Source organism: Pseudomonas sp. TE3728, assembly GCF_056279145.1.
In genome coordinates this window covers 838,119-856,872 of record NZ_JBWBQT010000001.1, presented here as the reverse complement: position 1 = coordinate 856,872, position 18,754 = coordinate 838,119, and the positions used below count along the sequence as shown (strand labels likewise).

Genomic DNA, 18,754 nt, shown 5'->3' with positions numbered 1-18,754 from the left:
TAACGATAATAAAGCCAGGTCAATAATCTGGCGCGAGCGCCGCTTAGTGCAGGAAGTTCTCTTTGTCGGACTGCGCTAGAGCAGGGTTCTGGATCGAAAAGTGTAAACGTTACTTAACGCTATCAATGATATCGCTGTGTCATCAGAGGAAGGTGCTCTTTGCGACGGCCAAAGCTACCGCAGGGTCCGAACTCTCGGTCCTTTGAAAAACAAGCACTTTCGATCGTGAACTTAAACGCAAGGGGTGACGTACATCTATTAATGGAATTACATCGTTTGTTATACGTCGACCCAGTTAGGTATCGACCACTCCAGACGGCCTGTCAAATGTCACTAGTCAAAAATATAGCCTTCTGTCCAATAATCTATTAGTAAGCTTCAACCTATTGTTTTGACAGGTTGTTTTTTGACACGCACAGACTTTCCTTGCTGGAGTGGACACCGGCAGACAACACACAAAAACCTCTCGATGTGGCGGATCAAGAGCGGGCAGATGGCCGTCAAGGGTATTTACTGAAAATAGATCGCACAATACAATGAGAATCGTTACTACTAACTCATCGAGTGCGACGTCTTGAGCCAGCCACACCCCTTTGCCCGCCGCAAGATCTTCATGAAACACGCGTTGCCGACGCTATCCTGCGTCATGTTTGCCAGTCCTCTGTGGGCACAGGCACCCCTCGAACTGCCGACCACGGATATTCAGGCAAGCCGCGTGAGCCAGGACACGAGCTACACCACCTCTCAAGCCAGCACCGCGAGCAAAAGCAATGTGCCGATCAAGGAAGAGGCGCAATCGGTCAATGTGGTCACCCAACAGACCCTGGCTGACTATCAGGTGCGCTCGCTGGACGACGCGATGAAGTTTGTCAGTGGTGTCAGCCAGGGCAATACCTTGGGTAACTCGCGGGACTCCCTGGTCAAGCGCGGTTTTGGCACCAACGACGACGGCTCGATCCTGCGCGATGGCGTGCGTTCCAATATGGGCCACAACTTCAGCGCCACCACGGATCGTGTGGAAGTGCTCAAAGGGCCTGCTTCAATGCTGTACGGCGCGTTGGAGCCCGGCGGATTGATCAACGTGATCAGCAAGAAACCTGAATACACCCAGAGCACAACGCTCAGCGGCTCGGCCTATAGCGAAGGCGGCGGCACCCTGGCCGTGGACACCACCGGGCCTTTGGGAGACACGGGCCTGGCCTATCGCCTGATTGCCGAACGCGGCCATGAGGATTATTGGCGCAACTATGGCGTGAACGAGAGCACCCTGGTCGCGCCATCGCTGAGCTGGACTGGTGATCGCGCCAGCCTGACCTTGAGCTATGAATACAACGATTATTCCAGCCCCTTCGACCGTGGCACCGTATTCACCAACGGTCATCCGGCGGACATCGACTACGACAAGCGTCTCGACGAACGCTGGGCGAAAAGCGTCGGTATCCGTGAGGTGGCCACCGCGCGTTTCGAATATCAGCTCAGTGACGACTGGAAAACCCGCGTCACCTACGGCTGGAACAACGACCGCTACAGCCTCTCGATTGCCCAGCCGAATGCGTTGACCGGCAACAATCTGCGACGTGCTGCCAACGGTGCTCACTACGATGATGAGACCCGGTACGCCAGTTGGGATTTCATTGGCCAGCAGGAGCTGTTCGGCCAACGCCATGACCTGCTGATCGGCGCGGATAACGAAGTGTCCGACCAGTTCCGTGGCAAAACCTACCGCAATACACCGCGGTCAGGCTTCGACATCACCGCGCCGGTTTACGGGCGTTTGGCCGAGCCCAGTCTGGTCAGTGCCACGCAAAGTGATCTGAGCAACCAGCTGACCTCAAGCTCCGTGTACTTCAAGGATAACTGGCACCTCGATGACCGCTGGATCCTGGTCCTTGGCGGTCGTCAGCAACATTACGATCAGTACAGCGATCAGGGCCGAGGCAGCAGCTATACCGTCAACCGCGACGATAATGGCGACGCCTTCGTGCCGTTTCTGGGCCTGGTCTACAAAGCCACCGATACCTTGTCGCTGTATGGCAACTACAGCCGTTCGTTCAAGCCCAATACCGAAGTCGACGACGCCGGCCACACCTTCGATCCGGAGGAGGGCCGCAGCTACGAGGTCGGTGCAAAGTACGATCCGCTGCCGGGGCTGAACATCAACCTTGCGCTGTTCGACATCGTCAAGAAAAACGTCGTGACCAGCCAGTCGATCGGTGGCGTCAGCCTTTCGGAGGCGGCGGGCAAGGTCGGTTCACAGGGCCTGGAGCTGGACATCACCGGGCGTGTGGCCGAGCGCTGGGACCTGATCGGCACCTACGCCTACACCCACACGGAAATCCTCGACGATCCGGATGACGAAGGTCATCGCCTTGCCGATGCGCCCAAGCACACCGCGAGCCTGTACCTCACCCATCACCTGAACATTCCTGCGGAATTCGGGGCCTGGCATACCGGCGCTGGCGCACGTTACATCGGCGAGCGCGCGGCCAACAACGCCAACGATTTCTGGCTGAGCAGCTACACCGTGGCCGATGCCTTCGTGCGTTGGGAAGCGCCGATGTTCGGCTACAAGACTTCGCTGCAATTCAACGTCGACAACCTGTTCGACAAACAGTACTACCCGTCCTCTACCGGCACCCAACTGGCAGTCAATGTCGGCGAACCGCGTACGGCACGCCTGAGCGCCAGTGTGACGTTCTGATCCTTTTGCATTGAGACGCCCCCGTTTCGCTGGTTTTGTACCGGTCGGAACGGGGGGGCGCCTCACTCTTTATTCGCCGGGCTCCTGATGTGCCCGGCATCTTCTTAAGGTTGTATGTCGATGCGTCGAACTCTCGTTTCTCTGTGTGTAATCCAAGCCATTTCCCAGACCACTTGGGCTGACCAGGCACCGACTGATCCTGCGTCAATAGAGTTACAAGCGATCGACATCAACGGCACATTCGAAGAGTCGGCCCAGGGCCCGGTTCAAGGGTATCGAGCGACTCGTTCGGCCAGTGCGACGCGCACCGACACTCCGATTCATGAAACCCCCCAATCGATCAGCGTGGTCACCCGGGATGTCGTGGAAGACCTCGGCGCCACCCGCCTGCAAGACGCTCTCGATTACGCCGGTGGCGTGGGCCGTGCGAACAATTTCGGTGGCCAGGGCCTGACCACTTTCACTGTGCGTGGCTTTACCACCGGTGAGTTCTACCGCAACGGTTTCCCGATCAACCGCGGTTATCCGAACATGCCCGACGCCAATACCATCGAGCGTCTGGAGGTCCTGCGCGGGCCAGCCACCACGCTCTACGGCCGTGGCGACCCAGGCGGCACCTTCAACGTGGTGTCCAAACAGCCCCTGACCGAGCGCACCGTCACCCTGGGCAGTCAGCTCAATGATCAGGGCATGCGTCGCGCAACGATGGATGCCTCAGGGCCGCTGGACGATGAAGGGCGACTGGCCTACCGGCTGAACGTGATAGGCGAGGGTGGCGACACCTTCCGTGATCACGTTGAAAACGAGCGTTATGGTGTGGCGCCGGTCCTCGGTTGGCAGGTCAACGACACTACCCGTATCACCTTCGAAGGCGATTTCATGCGCAACAACGCGCCGCTCGATCGGGGTGTGACCCGCTATCGCAATCAGATCGGCGTCGCGTCGCGGGATACTTTTTTCGGTGAGAAGGATATCGGCAAGCTGCACAACGACAACAACATGGCGCAACTGCGTTTCGAACATTTCCTGAACGACAACTGGACTTTGGGCGGCGGCACGCAATTTCTCGACGGCAGCCTGCAAGGCAATGCCATCGAAGGCAACGGGGTCGCTGCCGACGGCGGAACGTTGGGACGCAACTTCAATTACCGCAAACTGGAATGGCGTGACCGCGATGTGCAGTTGAACCTGACCGGGCATTTATCCACGGCCGGATTCGACCACACGTTGCTTACGGGCATCGAGTATGAGGATTACGATTACAAGTCGATCATCCGTCGTTCCAGTGGGGCGGTGAGTGCCTACCCGATCGATATTTTTGATCCGGTCTATGGCCAGCCGCGTCCAGCGCTGACCCGCACCACCACCAATGATCAGGAAAACCTCAAGACCTATGCCGCTTTCGTGCAAGATCAGGTAACGCTGACCGAGCGCTTGAAAGTCTTGGCAGGCGTACGTTTCGAACGCTTCGAACATGATTACGACAACAACCTCGTCAACGGTGTGAGCTGGACCAACAGCGACAACGCTGTCACCCCGCGCCTGGGGCTGATCTACGACTTGACCCCGACCGTGGCGATCTATGCCGACACGGCGCGGTCCTTCAAGCCCAACAGCGGTGCCAGTCGAACGGGCGGCGGCTTCAAACCTGAAGAAGGCAAATCCTACGAGGTGGGCGTCAAATGGCAGGCCCTTGATCGTCAGCTAAGCGTGGATGCCGCGGTGTATCAGATCGAAAAGCGCAACGTCCTGACGACGGACCCAGTGGACTCGACCTTTAGTGTTGCGGCGGGTGAAGTTCGTAGCCGTGGCTTTGATCTGAACGTGGCCGGCAACCTCACGCCAGAGTGGCGCATGATCGGTGGCTACGCCTACGTGGATGCCGAAGTCACCCAGGATAACGTGCTGAAGTCAGGCACCCGCCTGGTGAACATTCCGCGCAACAGTTTCAGCCTGCTGAACGTCTACGAGTTTCAGGACGGTGGCCTCAAAGGACTGGGCCTGGGGCTGGGCGCCAAGTATGTCGACGAGCGCGCCGGCCAGACCGCGGCCAATGCCTTCTCCATGGATAGCTACGAGGTGTTTGACCTGCTCAGCTTTTACAAAGTCAACGAGCACCTGCGGCTTAACCTCGACCTGAAGAATGTGTTCGACAGTCACTACGATGAAGGCGCCTTTGGCAACGTTTACGCTTATCCGGGCGCGCCGAGAACCGTGCAGATGGGAATTTCATATACCTTGTAAAGAGGGCTTTTCCGGGCTGTTGCCTGGAGGGCGCACTTTTATAAAGCTCCACATGAACAACCTGCACCAGTCGGAGGCGGCGTAATCAACGTTCGCCTCCGACCGTTTTCAGTGTCGGAAATGGTTGCCCTGATCATCCGCTTTTCCAGCGACGTTGGCTCACCCCTGTCTGCACTCGCAGCCCTCGGTCAATGACGATCGATTGGGAATGAACTGTGGCGAGGGGGCTTGCCCCCGTTTGAGCGCGTAGCGCTCACAAAATCTTTGGTACACCAGAGATTCCAGGGCTGCTTCGCAGCCCAACGGGGGCAAGCCCCCTCGCCACAGGGCATTACTCAAAACGCCCACCGACTCATTCCTCGATAACAAACACTCCTGCCAGTTGGATCCCACTGAGCAGTGGTTGCCCGTTCCTTCAGCTTGCATGTTAAAAAATGTTATTTTAAAAAAAGACTTCACATAATCCGATCATTGGAGGATTATCTGCTCAACCTGTATGACAACCTGATAACAAGACAAAAACAGGATGGCTACGATGTTCGACAAGGTCCCGACTCACGTGCTGAGTGACAGCGTCGCTCAACAGTTGCTGGACAAGATTGACAGCGGTGTGTTCGCCACCGGCAGCAAACTGCCCAGTGAAGCCATGCTCTCGGAAGCCTTCGGTGTCAGTCGCACCGTAGTCCGCGAAGCCATCTCCCGTCTCAAGAACGAAGGCGTGCTGCAGCCTCAACAAGGGCGCGGCATCTTCGTTACCGCCAACGCCAATATCCGCCCGCTGCGTATCGATTACGCCGAAGCCAATCTGCCCGGCAGTGTCTTTCACCTGTTGGCGCTGCGACGTGCCATCGAGGCTGAAATCGCCAGCGAGGCGGCGCTCAATCGCAGCGAGGCCGATCTGGTGCAGATTGACGAGGCGCTGGCACGCATCGACGAAGAGGTGGATGAAGGGCAGGACGGTGTGCGCGCCGACGTGGCTTTTCACCGCGCCATCGCTCAAGCCACGGGCAATCCCTACTTTCTCAAGACCCTGGAATTCGTCAGTCAGTACCTGGAGGCCGCCACCCGCATCACCCGCACCAACGAGGCGGGCAGGGCGGATTTCTCCCGTCAGGTGCATGAAGAACACCAGGCGATCGTGGCGGCCATTCGGCTGCGCGATCCGCTCGCCGCCGGGCATGCCGCCCGTGCCCATATCTACAACGCGGCCCGCCGCCTGCGCCTTGCCGGCGTGGAATAGGCCGCTGTTTTCCTCGTAAGCCGGTAACTAAGGAGTACCCCATGAATAACAAGAATGTCGGTGTTGTCGGTCTGGGCGCGATGGGCCTGGGCATTGCCCGCTCACTGTTGCGCAGCGGCTTTAATGTGCATGCCTGCGATGTGCGTGCCGCGGTGACGGAGCAGTTCGCCAGCGAGGGTGGTGTGGCGTGTGCTTCACCCGCGCACATGGCAGCTGAGTGCGACGTGATCATTACCGTGGTGGTGAATGCCGAGCAGACCGAAACCGTGTTGTTTGGCGAGGGTGGTGCCGTCGCTGCGTTGCGCTCTGGCAGCCTGGTGATCGGTTGCGCCACCGTCGCGCCGACCTACGCCGTGGACCTGGGCCAGCGCCTGACCGCGCAAGGTTTGCTGTATCTGGATGCGCCGATTTCCGGTGGCGCGGCCAAGGCGGCTGCCGGTGAAATGACCATGATGACGTCTGGCCCGGCCGATGCTTATGCCAAGGCCGAAGCAGTCCTTGCAGGCATGGCCGGCAAGGTCTATCGCCTGGGTGACGCCCATGGTCTGGGCTCGAAGGTCAAGATCATCAACCAGTTGCTCGCCGGGGTGCACATCGCTGCGTCTGCCGAAGCCATGGCGCTGGGCCTGCGTGAAGGTGTCGATGCCGATGCGCTGTACGAAGTGATCACCCACAGCGCTGGCAATTCCTGGATGTTCGAAAACCGTGTGCCGCACATTCTCAAGGCCGATTACACACCGTTGTCCGCGGTGGATATTTTCGTCAAGGACCTGGGCCTGGTGCTGGATACCGCACGGGCCAGCAAATTCCCGCTGCCGTTGTCGGCCACCGCCCACCAGATGTTCATGCAGGCTTCCAGCGCCGGTTTCGGTCGTGAAGACGACTCGGCGGTGATCAAGATTTTCCCTGGCATCGAGTTGCCGACTGCCAAGACTGAGCCGGTTTGAGGAACGCCCAATGAACACAACCACTGCACGCCCTTTGCTGGGTTGCATCGCCGACGATTTCACCGGCGCCACGGACCTTGCCAACATGCTGGTACGCGGCGGTATGCGCACCGTGCAAAGCATCGGCATTCCGAGCAGTGAAGTGGCTGCCGGGCTTGATGCCGATGCGATTGTCATCGCACTGAAGTCGCGCACCATTCCCGTCGCCGAAGCGGTCGAGCAGTCCCTCGCGGCGCTGGCCTGGCTGCGTGAGCAAGGCTGCGAGCAGATCTTTTTCAAATATTGCTCGACGTTTGATTCCACCGCAGCCGGCAGCATCGGCCAGGTCAGCGAAGCGCTGCTGGCGGCGTTGGGTAGCGATTTCACCTTGGCGTGCCCGGCGTTTCCGGAAAATGGCCGGACGATCTTTCGCGGCCACCTGTTTGTGCAGGATCAACTGCTCAGCGAGTCGGGCATGCAGCATCACCCGCTGACGCCGATGACCGATGCCAACCTGGTTCGGGTGTTGCAAACGCAGACCGGTCTGAACGTCGGCCTGTTGCGCTACGACACCATTGCTCAAGGGGTTGAGCAGGTGCGTGAGCGCATCGCAGAACTGCGGGCTCAAGGTGTCGGCATGGCGATTGCTGATGCCTTGTCCGACCGCGATCTGTACACCCTCGGGACTGCCTGCGCTGATTTGCCGTTGCTGACCGGTGGTTCGGGGCTTGCATTGGGCTTGCCGGAAAACTTCCGTCGCGCCGGCAAACTGCGTGACCTCGACGCCTCGAAACTCCCGGCAGTATCGGGCGGTGAAGTGGTGTTGGCCGGCAGCGCTTCGATCGCGACCAATGGGCAAGTGGCGGCCTGGCTCGAAGCCGGTCGGCCAGCGCTGCGGATCGATCCGTTGGCCCTGGCTGCCGGGGAACCGGTAGTTGCCCAGGCTTTGGCCTTTGCCCGTGATAGCGAACAAACCGTATTGATCTACGCCACCAGCACCCCGGACGAAGTGAAGGCGGTGCAACAGCAACTCGGCGTCGAACGGGCCGGTACCTTGGTGGAGAATGCGTTGGGTGAGATCGCTCAGGGCCTGCGCCGGAGCGGCGTACGGCGCTTCGTGATCGCTGGCGGTGAAACCTCGGGCGCCGTGGTTCAGGCGCTGGGTGTGCAGCTGCTGCAGATCGGCGCGCAGATCGATCCGGGCGTGCCGGCCACCGTCAGCAGCACCAATGATCCTCTGGCCCTGGCACTCAAATCGGGCAACTTCGGTGGCCGGGATTTCTTCAGCAAAGCCTTGAAGCAACTGGCCGGGGATGTGCAATGAACGGTGCAGTGAGTAATGAAAATGCCCTGCGCGAAGAAATCTGCCAGGTTGGTCGCAGCCTTTATGAGCGCGGTTACACCGTTGGCAGCGCCGGCAATATCAGCGCGCGTCTGGATGACGGCTGGTTGATCACACCGACCGATGTCTGCCTCGGCCGCCTCGACCCGGCGACCATCGCCAAGGTCAATCTGGCCGGCGAATGGGTGTCCGGTGACAAGCCCTCAAAGACATTGGCGCTGCATCGCCAGGTCTACGACCGTAATCCGAGCGTCGGTGGCGTGGTGCATACCCATTCCACCCATCTGGTGGCGTTGACGCTGGCCGGTGTCTGGCAGCCGGACAACATCCTGCCGCCGCTGACGCCGTATCAGGTGATGAAAGTCGGGCCTGTCCCGTTGATTGGTTACCAGCGGCCCGGCTCGCCGAAGGTGGCCGAACAGGTCGCGCAATGGGCCAACCGCGTTCGCGGCGTGATGCTGGAACGGTTGGGGCCGGTGGTCTGGGAGAGTTCGGTCTCCAGAGCCAGTTACGCCCTGGAAGAACTCGAGGAAACCGCGCGGCTGTGGCTGATGAGCAATCCCAAACCCGAACCGCTCGATCAGGCAGCACTGGATGAGTTGCGAGTGACCTTCGGCGCGCACTGGTAGAGCCCTGATTTTTTAACACGACAGATCGATAAGGCAGGCCCTGATCGGAAGACGCACAGCGGCTCCCCACGCCCCCGGCTTGCCTGAAAAATACAATAACAAGAGGACATCCAGGCATGACTCACCTTCACTGCGACATTTTCAGAACAACCCTTTCGTTCACTCGATGTGGAGGGCTTGTGAAATGAGCCCGTTAATCCTGATGGTTACCGCGGGGCTAGGGATCGCTCTGTTGTTGTTTCTGGTGCTCAAGTACAAGTTTCAGCCCTTCGTGGCCTTGATGCTGGTGAGCATTCTGGTGGCGCTGGTGGCCGGGGTGAAACCGGCCGATCTGGTCGCCACCATCGAAGGCGGCATGGGCAAGACCCTGGGCCATATCGCGATCATCATTGCCTTGGGCGCGATGATCGGGCGAATCATCGAACTCTCTGGCGGTGCCGAGGCGCTGGCCAAAACGTTGATTACCCGATTCGGCAACCGCCGCACGCCACTGGCGCTGACGATTGCCGGCTTCATGGTCGGGGTGCCGGTGTTTTTCGAGGTCGGCGTGATCATCCTGATGCCGCTGGCCTATGGCGTCGCTCGTAGTGCGCGTAAGCCGCTGTTGGTGTTCGCGCTGCCAATGTGCGCCGCATTGTTGACCGTCCACGCCTTTCTGCCGCCACATCCGGGGGCGGTGGCCGCCGCCAGCCAATTGGGTGCCGACCTCGGTCGCGTGTTGATGTTCGGTCTGCCAATCACTGCGTTCCTCTGCTATGTCGGCTACCGCGTGGCCGGGCGCATGACCCGTCGGGTGTACCCGATGACCGACGATATTCGTGCCGAGGTCTATGGCCCCCATGTCACCAACGAGGACCTGGCCGCCTGGTCCAATGGCAACGACAAGAGTCCTGAACGAGCGGCCGTGGCCGCGTCTCACATGGGCCTGGAAGAAGCCACCAGCAGCATCGTCTCCAAACTGCCGCCGGCACCGCCACCGGGTTTTGGCCTGATCGTCAGTCTGATTGTGTTGCCGATCATTCTGATTTTGCTGGGAACGTTGTCCACCTCGTTGCTGCCTGCCGACTCGGTTCTGCGCGGCATCATGACCGTGCTCGGCGCGCCGCTGGTGGCGCTGCTGATCGATACTTTGCTGTGTGCCTGGTTGCTGGGTTCGCGTCGGGGCTGGAGTCGTACTCAGGTGTCTGACGTGATCGGCTCGGCCTTGCCTGGCGTGGCCATGGTGATTTTGATTGCCGGTGCTGGCGGTGTGTTCGGCAAGGTGTTGGTCGATACCGGAATCGGCGCGGTGGTCTCCGATATGCTGCGTACCACCGGTCTACCGGTGCTCGCGCTGGGCTTTCTGCTGACCATGCTGTTGCGTGCGGTTCAGGGGTCGACCACGGTGGCGCTAGTGACCACCGCCGGCATTATCAGCCCGCTGATCGCTACCCTCGATCTCACGGCGAATCACATGGCACTGTTGTGCCTGGCCATGGGCGGTGGCGGGTTGGCCATGTCCCACATCAATGATGCAGGTTACTGGATCTTCACCAAATTGTCCGGGCTGAACGTGGCCGACGGCTTGCGCACCTGGACCGTGTTGACCACCTTGCTCGGCACGTTGGGTTTCGGTATTACCTTGTTGATCTGGCCGTTTGTCTAACCTTCTATCCAAGGAGCCACCATGCCTCGTTTTGCCGCCAACCTCAGCATGCTCTATCCGGAACATGAATTTCTGGACCGCTTCGCCGCCGCTGCCGCCGATGGTTTCGAAGCCGTGGAATACCTGTTTCCCTACGACTACAGCACCCAGGAACTCAAACAGCGTTTGAACGATAACGGCCTGGTTCAGGCCCTGTTCAACGCACCGCCCGGCGATTGGGCGACGGGCGAGCGGGGCACGGTGTCGTTGCCCGGGCGGGAGAGTGAATTTCGTAGCGGTTTCGATCGCGCGCTGGAGTACGCCGCGGTGCTGGGCAACTCACGCATCCATGTGATGGCTGGCTTGCTGCCGTCGGAAACAGATCGCCCACGGCATCACGGCGTGTACCTGGAGAACCTGGCTTACGCCACCGCGCAGGCTGCCAAGGCTGGCATCACGGTGCTGCTGGAACCGATCAATACGCGGGACATGCCGGGCTTTTTTCTCAATCGCCAGGATCAGGCCCAGGCCATCTGCAAGGAAGTGGGCGCCACTAACCTGAAGGTTCAGTTCGACTGCTACCACTGCCAGATCGTCGAAGGGGACCTGGCCACTAAACTGCGTCGGGATTTCGACGGCATCGGCCATATCCAGATCGCCGGCGTGCCGGATCGACATGAACCGGACCTGGGCGAAGTCAACTATCCCTACCTGTTCGAGCTGATCGACCAGTTGGGTTATGACGGCTGGGTAGGGTGCGAATACCGGCCGCGTGGTAACACATCGGCCGGTTTGCAATGGCTGCGTGACTGGAAGGCGCGCTAACGCCTTACACGTTGTTATCGCTGGGCAATAGCAGTTCGACACCCTGCTTGCGGATGCTATCGGCCGCGGCAGGGGTCAGCGCGTCGTCGCTGAGGATGATGTCGAACTGCTCGAGTCCGGCGATCCTGTACATGCTGAATGTGCCGTACTTCGAACTGCTCGCCACCAGCACCACTTGCGAGGCCGATTGCATCGCGACCTGCTTGACCTCCACCTTCAGCGCCGAAGGCGTGGTAAGGCCGCGACGCAAATCCCAGGAACTGGTGGAGATAAACGCGATATCGGTGACGATCTGCCGCAAGGTGGCCACCGCCAGACCGCCCACGCACGATTGATTGGAGTGATCCAGTTGCCCGCCAGTGTTAATCACCGTGACATGGGGCGCATCGATCAGCGCCTGGACAATCCCGAAGTCGTTGGTCACCACGGTCATGCCCGACAGCGCCTTGATATACGGGACGATCTCCAGCGTACTCGTGCCCGCATCCAGATAAATCGTCATATCGGCATGCAGTAACCGTGCGGCGAGCTTGGCCATCGCCTGCTTCTGCGGCAACTCGACCACCGCTTTGAACTGATGGCTGGGCTCGCTATGGAGCTGGCTGGCGATTCGCACGCCACCGGTAACCGAGTAAGCACGGCCTTCCTGTTCAAGCAGCGCGATATCGCGGCGAATGGTCATGTGCGAACAGTCGAACATCTCCATCAACTGATGAACGCTCAGCACCTGATGCTTGCGCAACTGGCGCAGCATCAATTCACGGCGCTGTTCAGGGATCATCGGTGCGCCGCTTTCGGCGGCGATGTCCTTTTGACTAGGCATTCGGGCTCCAGAATGAGATATCCGCAGACAAGGAACGCGGGACGAACATAATAACGAATCTGCGGTGAAGGGACGAGTTGTTGCGGATCGTTATGGCGACAAATAGCTGCGTTGTATACGCGCCAAGGTGCCGTCATCGCGAAGCTTTTCAACCGCCTCGCGCAGGTCTTGCACCAGTTGAGCGGAGCAAAGCCTGGAGCAAGCCAGATAGAGCTCCGCGCTGCTCATGACCGGGCTCATGAACAGTTTGCGTTCAGACATCTTCGACCAGATGTATCGACTCTCGGGAACACCGTTGAACCAGGCATCAATGCGACCTTTCAAGAGCATCTGCGCGGGGTTGTCGCCAATGGTCAGGGGGTATATCTGCTCGTCGCTGAAGCCTTGTGCACGCAGGATTTCCTCCTGTGCACTACCGAGGCCGACGCCGATCACCCGGTAGGTTTTTTTCGCTTGCGCGAAGCTGCTCACCGGCCGGTCGAGGCTGAAAAAAGCGCGCTCCATGGGCATGATCGACGCGATCCAGGTGAAGTGATCTTCGCGTTCAGGCGTGCGAGATAAGGGGGCTATCAGACGATCCTGCTTCTCGCTGACGTGTTTTTGTGATCGGGCCCAGGGAAGCCCATGGACATGAGCGACATAACCAGCGTTGGCAACGGCCGCCAGGACGGCTTCTCCGACCATTCCGTGGCCTTTGGAGCCATCGACAACCGTCAGTGGCGGAGCGTCAGGGATATACAGTTCGAGCGGCAAGGGAGCGCCACACGCGTTATAGGCAATCAGCAGCGATCCCGACAGAAAAAATCTGCAAAGTGCTTTTGCGTAGGCATTTAATACCCATGAGCTTGCGCTCATGGTTGATAGTTCAGGCATTGAACGTAGAAGGGCGCCACAAGTCACCAGTGGATCACAAGGGGGGATGAGTCTACCGGCCGTTGTTTATTATTGGATACGGTCCGCCCCGCATTCTACGCAAACTTGAGGTCAGGTCACATCTTCCCCCAGGTGCCGAAGGAGGAAGGCGCTGATCTGGTCCAGTGCCCGGCGGGCTTCTTCGAGTTGATCGCTCATGGTCTGGAAGACATGAATCATTCCCGGCCAGACGTCCAGGTGTACCGCCACTTCGGCGCTGGCCAGGCGGCTGGCGAGCCGGGTTGAATCATCCAGCAGGCATTCCCGGCTGCCCACCTGGATCAGCACTGGCGGTAGACCCTGAAGGTCGCCGTATAGGGGGGAGGCCAGCGGATTCAGTGGCTCGGCGCCCTGCAGATAGGTGTCGGCCATAATGGTCTTGCCAGCAAGCGGGCCGAGCAATGGATCTCGAGCCTTCTGCAAATTCCACGACTCTCCGGTCTGAGCCATGTCCACCCAAGGCGACATCACTACCGCAGCCGCGGGCAGCGGCAAACCAGCGGCCTTGGCAGCCAGCATCAGAGCCATGCACAGACCGCCGCCGGCACTGTCGCCGGCCAGCACCAGGTGTTCGGCGTTCACACCGTTTTCGAGGAGTGCACGGTAGACATCCAGAGCGTCCTCTACGGCGGCCGGGAAAGGGTGTTCCGGGGCCAGGCGGTAATCGATGCACAGGGTACGAATTCGGCTGCGGGCTGCCAATTGGCTGGTGAGCGGGCGATAGGCCTGGGCACTGCCGAACGAGTAGCCTCCGCCATGCAGATACAACAACACGAAGTCAGGCCGGGCATCTGTGGGAATGGCCCAAAGCCCGCTGACGCTGGCCAGATTGGCGGCCTCAAAGGTCACGCCCTCGGCACAGGAAGCACTGCCGAAGAGTCGTTCGGCCTGTTGACGTTGTTGATCGATAGTCAGCGAGCCGAGGGGGGGCAGTTGGCTGAGTTGTTCGATGAGGCCGTCGATATTGTTGTGGGCCATGTGGTTTCCTGATCTTTGTACCGCGATGGGATGGGATGGGTTCTTCCGTCAAACAAGTTAACTTTCAATATAGTTAATGTTGATAACTATATTGGCAAGTTAATTTCGTTTCATCCACAGCTCGGCCTGCATCAGGCTGATGCCTGTCGGTACTTCTTCAGTCGGTAGGCAAACTGCGCACGACTTAATCCCAGCAGTCGCGCGGCGGCGGCCAGGTTGCCTTCACTCTTTTGCAGCGCTTCGTCGATCAAGCGCGACTCCAGACCTTCAATGGAGAAGCCGTGTTCCAGACGAGCCAGAGTTTCCAGCAAGGCTGGACGAGGTTGCATGCTGGCGGGGCTCGGGTCAGTGGCTGCGAGGCTGCCATTGCCGTCCAGAGAGTACGCCTCCTGCGGCATCGGTTCGTTACGAAACAGGTGAACCAGATCGATGGCTTGACCGTCCTCGCTGGCGATCAGACCACGCTCCACCAGGTTTTGCAGTTCCCGCACATTGCCGGGGAAGTCATAGCGCAACAACACCTTGAGCGCGCGCATGGTCAGCCCGGCCGGCTTGCGCGCGTAGGCCTGGCAGTAGCGCCGCAGGAACGCGTTGACCAGCAACGGAATGTCGTCACGACGTTCGCGCAGTGGCGGCAACGTGATGGGGTAAACGTTCAGGCGGTAGAACAGGTCCTCGCGAAAGTCTCCGGCCGCCACGGCTTTGCGCAGGTCGACATTGGTTGCCGCCACCACCCGGACATCGATCTTGATCGGCTGGCTGCCACCGATGCGTTCGATCTCACGCTCTTGCAATGCACGCAGCAGCTTGCCCTGTCCGGGCAGGCTGAGGCTGGCGATTTCATCGAGAAACAGGGTGCCCCCGTGAGCCCGTTCGAAGCGTCCAGGGCGCGAATGAGTCGCGCCGGTATAGGCACCGCGTTCGACGCCGAACAGTTCTGCCTCAATCAGATTGTCCGGGATCGCGGCGCAGTTGAGGGCCACGAACGGCGCTTGATGGCGTGGGCTGAACTGGTGCAACTGACGGGCGAACAATTCCTTGCCGACTCCGGACTCGCCGCTGAACAGCACCGTGGCTGGCGTTGGCGCAACCCGCTGCAAGGCGAGGGTCGCGGCGTTGAAGGCGGCGCTGGCCCCAATGGGTTTTGGCCCGCCGGGCATTTCGCTGTCGTCGTCCTGGGGCGAGGGCGCCGGGGCTGGACGCTGCTTGGGGGCGACGCTGGAAGGCGTGGCGGTGAGATAACTCAGGTCCTGTTCGACATCGCCCCATTGCTCGGCAGTCTTGCCGATCACCCGGCAGCTCTCATGGCCCATGCCCCGGCACTCGGTCTCACGGAAGATCACCAGGCGGCCGAACAGTCCGCTGACATAACCGATGGCATAGCCCAGTTCGGTCCAACACACCGGATCCTGGCCGATCCCGTAGGCGGCGATATGCTCGTCGGCCTCGCAGGAGTGGTGCCAGAGGAATTCACCCTCGTAAAAGCCTGAGTCGGCGTCGAATTTGAAGTGCAGGGGTTCAACCTTGGTCATGCCTTCGAGTGTGTGCAGGCGCGTGCCGGCCGAGAAAACCGCCGCGGCATCGGCGTCTGGCCAGCGCTCGCGGATCAATCGCGCATCACGTGCGCCGGACAGATAGCCGGTGCGGGTAAACAGACCGCGGGTCTGTTCCAGTCCCTGGCGCTCGATAATCTCCCGCCGCAGCGCGCCGAAGGATGAACTGTGCAATAGCAGCATGCGCTGGTCGTTGAGCCAGATGCGCCCGTCGACAGGGGAAAAGAACAGGCATTCGGTCAACTCGGCCAAGGTCGGTGAGTTGCCCTCGGTCAGTTGAGTGCTGTCTCCTCGGGGGGAGAAATGTTCCTCCTGCACCGCGAGATGAGGAAGCAGCGAATGGGGATTATTCATTGTTATATGCCCCTGAGCGAGTCCACTGATCGAAATGATCAATTAGCAAAACAGTTATTAAACATAACTTTATCATTTGGACAAGTGGCCGGGTGTCGACCGGGCGCCAAACGGCTTGCCCTATTCATCAGTGCTCCCCTCAAACCTTCAGGCCAGAGCCGTCGCCACTTAAAACGCGTGGCAATGGAGGAAGTCGGCACAGCCCTTGCTCTAGTGCTTTCACGACGCTGCATCGTTCTCGCGAGGCGCGTCAGGCAATTACAAACACAAGAGCCGGGAGACCGAAATGTCGGTAAGTGAACCATCTGATTTTCTGCGGGACGAGCTGTGGTGCGAACGCATCTTCAATGGCGACTGGATACGTCCATTGGGCGGCGTGAACAGAGTCATCGAGCCGGCCACCGGCGAGGTACTGACCGTCACCGGTTTAGCCGATGCGGCGGACATCGCGTTTGCCACCCTGACTGCCGCCCGTGTTCAACCGGCCTGGGCGGCATTGGGGCCACGGGAACGCGCAGAGATCTTTCGCAAAGCCGCAGACCTGGCCCAGCAACATTTTGCCGAACTGGCGCTGTACATCGCCCGGGAAAGCGGCGGCAGCCTGTTCAAGGGTGAACATGAGGTTCGCGAGGCGATCGTCTTGCTGCATCAGGCCGCCGGTCTGCTGTCGCAACCCCATGGTGTGGTTCTCCCAAGTGAAGCGGGGCGTTTGTCCTATGCACGGCGGTTGCCCCATGGCGTGGTCGGGGTGATCTCGCCGTTCAACTTTCCCCTGGTGCTCTCCCTGCGTTCGGTGGCACCGGCGCTGGCGGCTGGTAATGCGGTGGTGCTCAAGCCCGATCCGCATACCCCAGTCAGTGGCGGTTTCATCATTGCCCGGTTGTTTGAGGCGGCCGGTTTGCCAAAAGGGTTGCTGCAGGTTTTGCCGGGCGCAGCCGTGGCCGGTGAGGCCCTGTGCCGCGACCCGCATGTTCGGATGATCGCGTTCACCGGTTCGACTGCAGCCGGACGCAAGGTCGCGGAGGTGGCTGGCCGTCATCTGAAAAAAGTCGCCCTGGAGTTGGGCGGCAAGAACTCGTTGATCGTGCTCGAAGATGCCGATCTTGAGTTGGCGGCGAGCAATGCCGCCTGGGGAGCCTGGCTGCATCAGGGGCAAATCTGCATGGCCACCGGACGCATCCTGGCCCATGAATCGATCGCTGAGGAACTGGTCCGCCGGCTGGCAGAGAAAGCCCGGGCAATCACGGTCGGCAATGCCGCTCGTGGCGAGGCGGTATTGGGGCCTTTGATCAACAAACGACAGTTGCAACGGGTGCATGAAATCGTCACGGAGAGTGTGACTGCCGGCGCAACACTGGAAGCCGGCGGCGAGTTTGAACAGCTGTTCTACCAACCCACGGTGCTTTCCGGCGTGCGCCCGGGCATGCGCGCATTCGACGAGGAAATCTTCGGCCCGGTCGCCACGGTGGTGAGTTTTGCCAGCGACGATGAGGCCATCGACCTGGCCAACCGCACCGAGTATGGCTTGTCCGCGGGGATCATTTCGCCTTCGGTCGGGCACGCGATGGCGATTGGTGAGCAACTCAATTGCGGTCTGCTGCACATCAACGATCAGACGGTGGCCGACGAGTGCATCAACCCGTTCGGTGGGCGCGGCAGCTCGGGAAATGGCGGCAGCGTGGGCGGCCCGGCCGACTGGGACGAATACACCCAATGGCAGTGGGTGACGGTCAAGGATAAGGCGCCACGCTACCCGTTCTGACGGACAGGACCAGACCGACGAGGTCGGGCGAGTACACAAAAATAATAAGAGGACTCAACATGAAACTCGACAACAAGATTGTGCTGGTGACCGGGGTCTCCTCGGGTATCGGCGCCGCTACTGCAAGCCTGCTGCGCGCCCACGGCGCCCACGTGATTGGCGTCGATCTGAAGGCCCCGCACATGACCCTGGATGGTTTTGTTCAGGGCGATCTGAGCCGTGCCGAGAACATCGACCGGCTCCTGCCGCAGTTACCGGCACGGATCGACAGCCTGTGCAATATCGCCGGGGTACCGGGCACTGCGAACCCGCAATTGCTGGCGCAGGTCAACTACCTGGGGTTGCGTCACCTGAGTCAGGCATTGCTGCCGCGCATCACCGCTGGCGGCAGCATCGTCAATATCGCCTCGATCCTCGGCGCCGAGTGGCCATTACGCCTGGAGCAGCACAAGGCGCTCGCACGCATCGAAGGTTTCGCCGCCGCGCAAGCCTGGCTGGCCGAGCACCCGGTACCGGACGCGACCTGCTACCAGTATTTCAAGGAAGCCTTGATCGTCTGGAATTACCTGCAGGCCCAGCCCTGGTTTCTTGAACATTCAGTGCGCATGAACAGCGTGGCGCCGGGCCCGGTCTTCACGCCCATCCTCGGCGACTTCGTGAGCATGCTCGGTGAAGCACGAACCCAGGCCGATGCCCATCGCATGAAACGCCCCGGTTATGCCGATGAGGTGGCGGCGGTGATCGCTTTCCTGTGTGCCGACGAGTCGCGCTGGATCAACGGCGTGAACCTGGCAGTCGATGGCGGATTGGCCTCCACCTACATCTGAAACGCACACCTGTA

At 60.0% G+C, this 18,754-nt stretch carries 14 protein-coding genes; 10 read left to right on the top strand and 4 right to left on the bottom strand.

Annotated features, from left to right (window positions below; all coding sequences use genetic code 11):
* Window positions 1–574 precede the first annotated feature (574 nt).
* The 8 genes from ACZ89R_RS03355 (at window position 575) to otnI (ending at window position 11,531) form a co-directional block, all read left to right on the top strand.
* Complete coding sequence (locus ACZ89R_RS03355) at window positions 575–2,701, top strand: TonB-dependent siderophore receptor (RefSeq protein ID WP_429546714.1); 2,127 nt, start codon at window positions 575–577, stop codon at window positions 2,699–2,701.
* Between the two features lie 120 nt (window positions 2,702–2,821).
* Complete coding sequence (locus ACZ89R_RS03350) at window positions 2,822–4,945, top strand: TonB-dependent siderophore receptor (protein WP_429546715.1); 2,124 nt, start codon at window positions 2,822–2,824, stop codon at window positions 4,943–4,945.
* Between the two features lie 535 nt (window positions 4,946–5,480).
* Window positions 5,481–6,185, top strand: a complete 705-nt coding sequence (locus tag ACZ89R_RS03345) for a FadR/GntR family transcriptional regulator (RefSeq protein WP_063343794.1) — start codon at window positions 5,481–5,483, stop codon at window positions 6,183–6,185.
* 41 nt (window positions 6,186–6,226) lie between these two features.
* Complete coding sequence (ltnD, locus tag ACZ89R_RS03340) at window positions 6,227–7,132, top strand: L-threonate dehydrogenase (protein ID WP_429546716.1); 906 nt, start codon at window positions 6,227–6,229, stop codon at window positions 7,130–7,132.
* Between the two features lie 10 nt (window positions 7,133–7,142).
* Complete coding sequence (otnK, locus tag ACZ89R_RS03335; RefSeq protein ID WP_429546717.1) at window positions 7,143–8,435, top strand: 3-oxo-tetronate kinase; 1,293 nt, start codon at window positions 7,143–7,145, stop codon at window positions 8,433–8,435.
* A gap of 8 nt (window positions 8,436–8,443) precedes the next feature.
* Window positions 8,444–9,082: a 3-oxo-tetronate 4-phosphate decarboxylase gene (otnC, locus tag ACZ89R_RS03330; RefSeq protein WP_185022088.1), complete on the top strand. Its 639-nt coding sequence runs from the start codon at window positions 8,444–8,446 to the stop codon at window positions 9,080–9,082.
* Between the two features lie 184 nt (window positions 9,083–9,266).
* On the top strand, window positions 9,267–10,727 hold the full coding sequence (locus tag ACZ89R_RS03325; RefSeq protein ID WP_007906158.1) for a GntP family transporter: 1,461 nt from the start codon (window positions 9,267–9,269) through the stop codon (window positions 10,725–10,727).
* Between the two features lie 21 nt (window positions 10,728–10,748).
* Window positions 10,749–11,531 (top strand): 2-oxo-tetronate isomerase, encoded by a 783-nt coding sequence (otnI, locus tag ACZ89R_RS03320; RefSeq protein WP_429546718.1) that lies wholly within the window; start codon window positions 10,749–10,751, stop codon window positions 11,529–11,531.
* 4 nt (window positions 11,532–11,535) lie between these two features.
* On the opposite strand, the gene ACZ89R_RS03315 is transcribed toward otnI, so the two are convergent.
* From ACZ89R_RS03315 to ACZ89R_RS03300, 4 genes are all read right to left on the bottom strand, one after another.
* On the bottom strand, window positions 11,536–12,354 hold the full coding sequence (locus ACZ89R_RS03315) for a DeoR/GlpR family DNA-binding transcription regulator (protein WP_429546719.1): 819 nt from the start codon (window positions 12,352–12,354) through the stop codon (window positions 11,536–11,538).
* 90 nt (window positions 12,355–12,444) lie between these two features.
* Window positions 12,445–13,209 carry a substrate-binding periplasmic protein gene (locus tag ACZ89R_RS03310; protein WP_429547917.1) on the bottom strand — a complete coding sequence of 255 codons (765 nt, stop codon included), beginning with the start codon at window positions 13,207–13,209 and terminating at the stop codon, window positions 12,445–12,447.
* A gap of 129 nt (window positions 13,210–13,338) precedes the next feature.
* A complete protein-coding gene (locus ACZ89R_RS03305; RefSeq protein WP_429546720.1) occupies window positions 13,339–14,244 on the bottom strand; it encodes an alpha/beta hydrolase in 906 nt (301 codons plus the stop codon).
* Window positions 14,245–14,375: 131 nt separating this feature from the next.
* Window positions 14,376–16,151, bottom strand: a complete 1,776-nt coding sequence (locus tag ACZ89R_RS03300) for a sigma 54-interacting transcriptional regulator (protein ID WP_429546721.1) — start codon at window positions 16,149–16,151, stop codon at window positions 14,376–14,378.
* Between the two features lie 286 nt (window positions 16,152–16,437).
* Between ACZ89R_RS03300 and ACZ89R_RS03295 the strand changes: the two genes are divergently transcribed.
* Together ACZ89R_RS03295 and ACZ89R_RS03290 are read left to right on the top strand one after the other, a co-directional pair.
* Window positions 16,438–17,913: a benzaldehyde dehydrogenase gene (locus ACZ89R_RS03295; RefSeq protein WP_429546722.1), complete on the top strand. Its 1,476-nt coding sequence runs from the start codon at window positions 16,438–16,440 to the stop codon at window positions 17,911–17,913.
* A gap of 59 nt (window positions 17,914–17,972) precedes the next feature.
* Window positions 17,973–18,740, top strand: a complete 768-nt coding sequence (locus tag ACZ89R_RS03290) for a coniferyl-alcohol dehydrogenase (protein WP_429546723.1) — start codon at window positions 17,973–17,975, stop codon at window positions 18,738–18,740.
* Window positions 18,741–18,754: the final 14 nt, after the last annotated feature.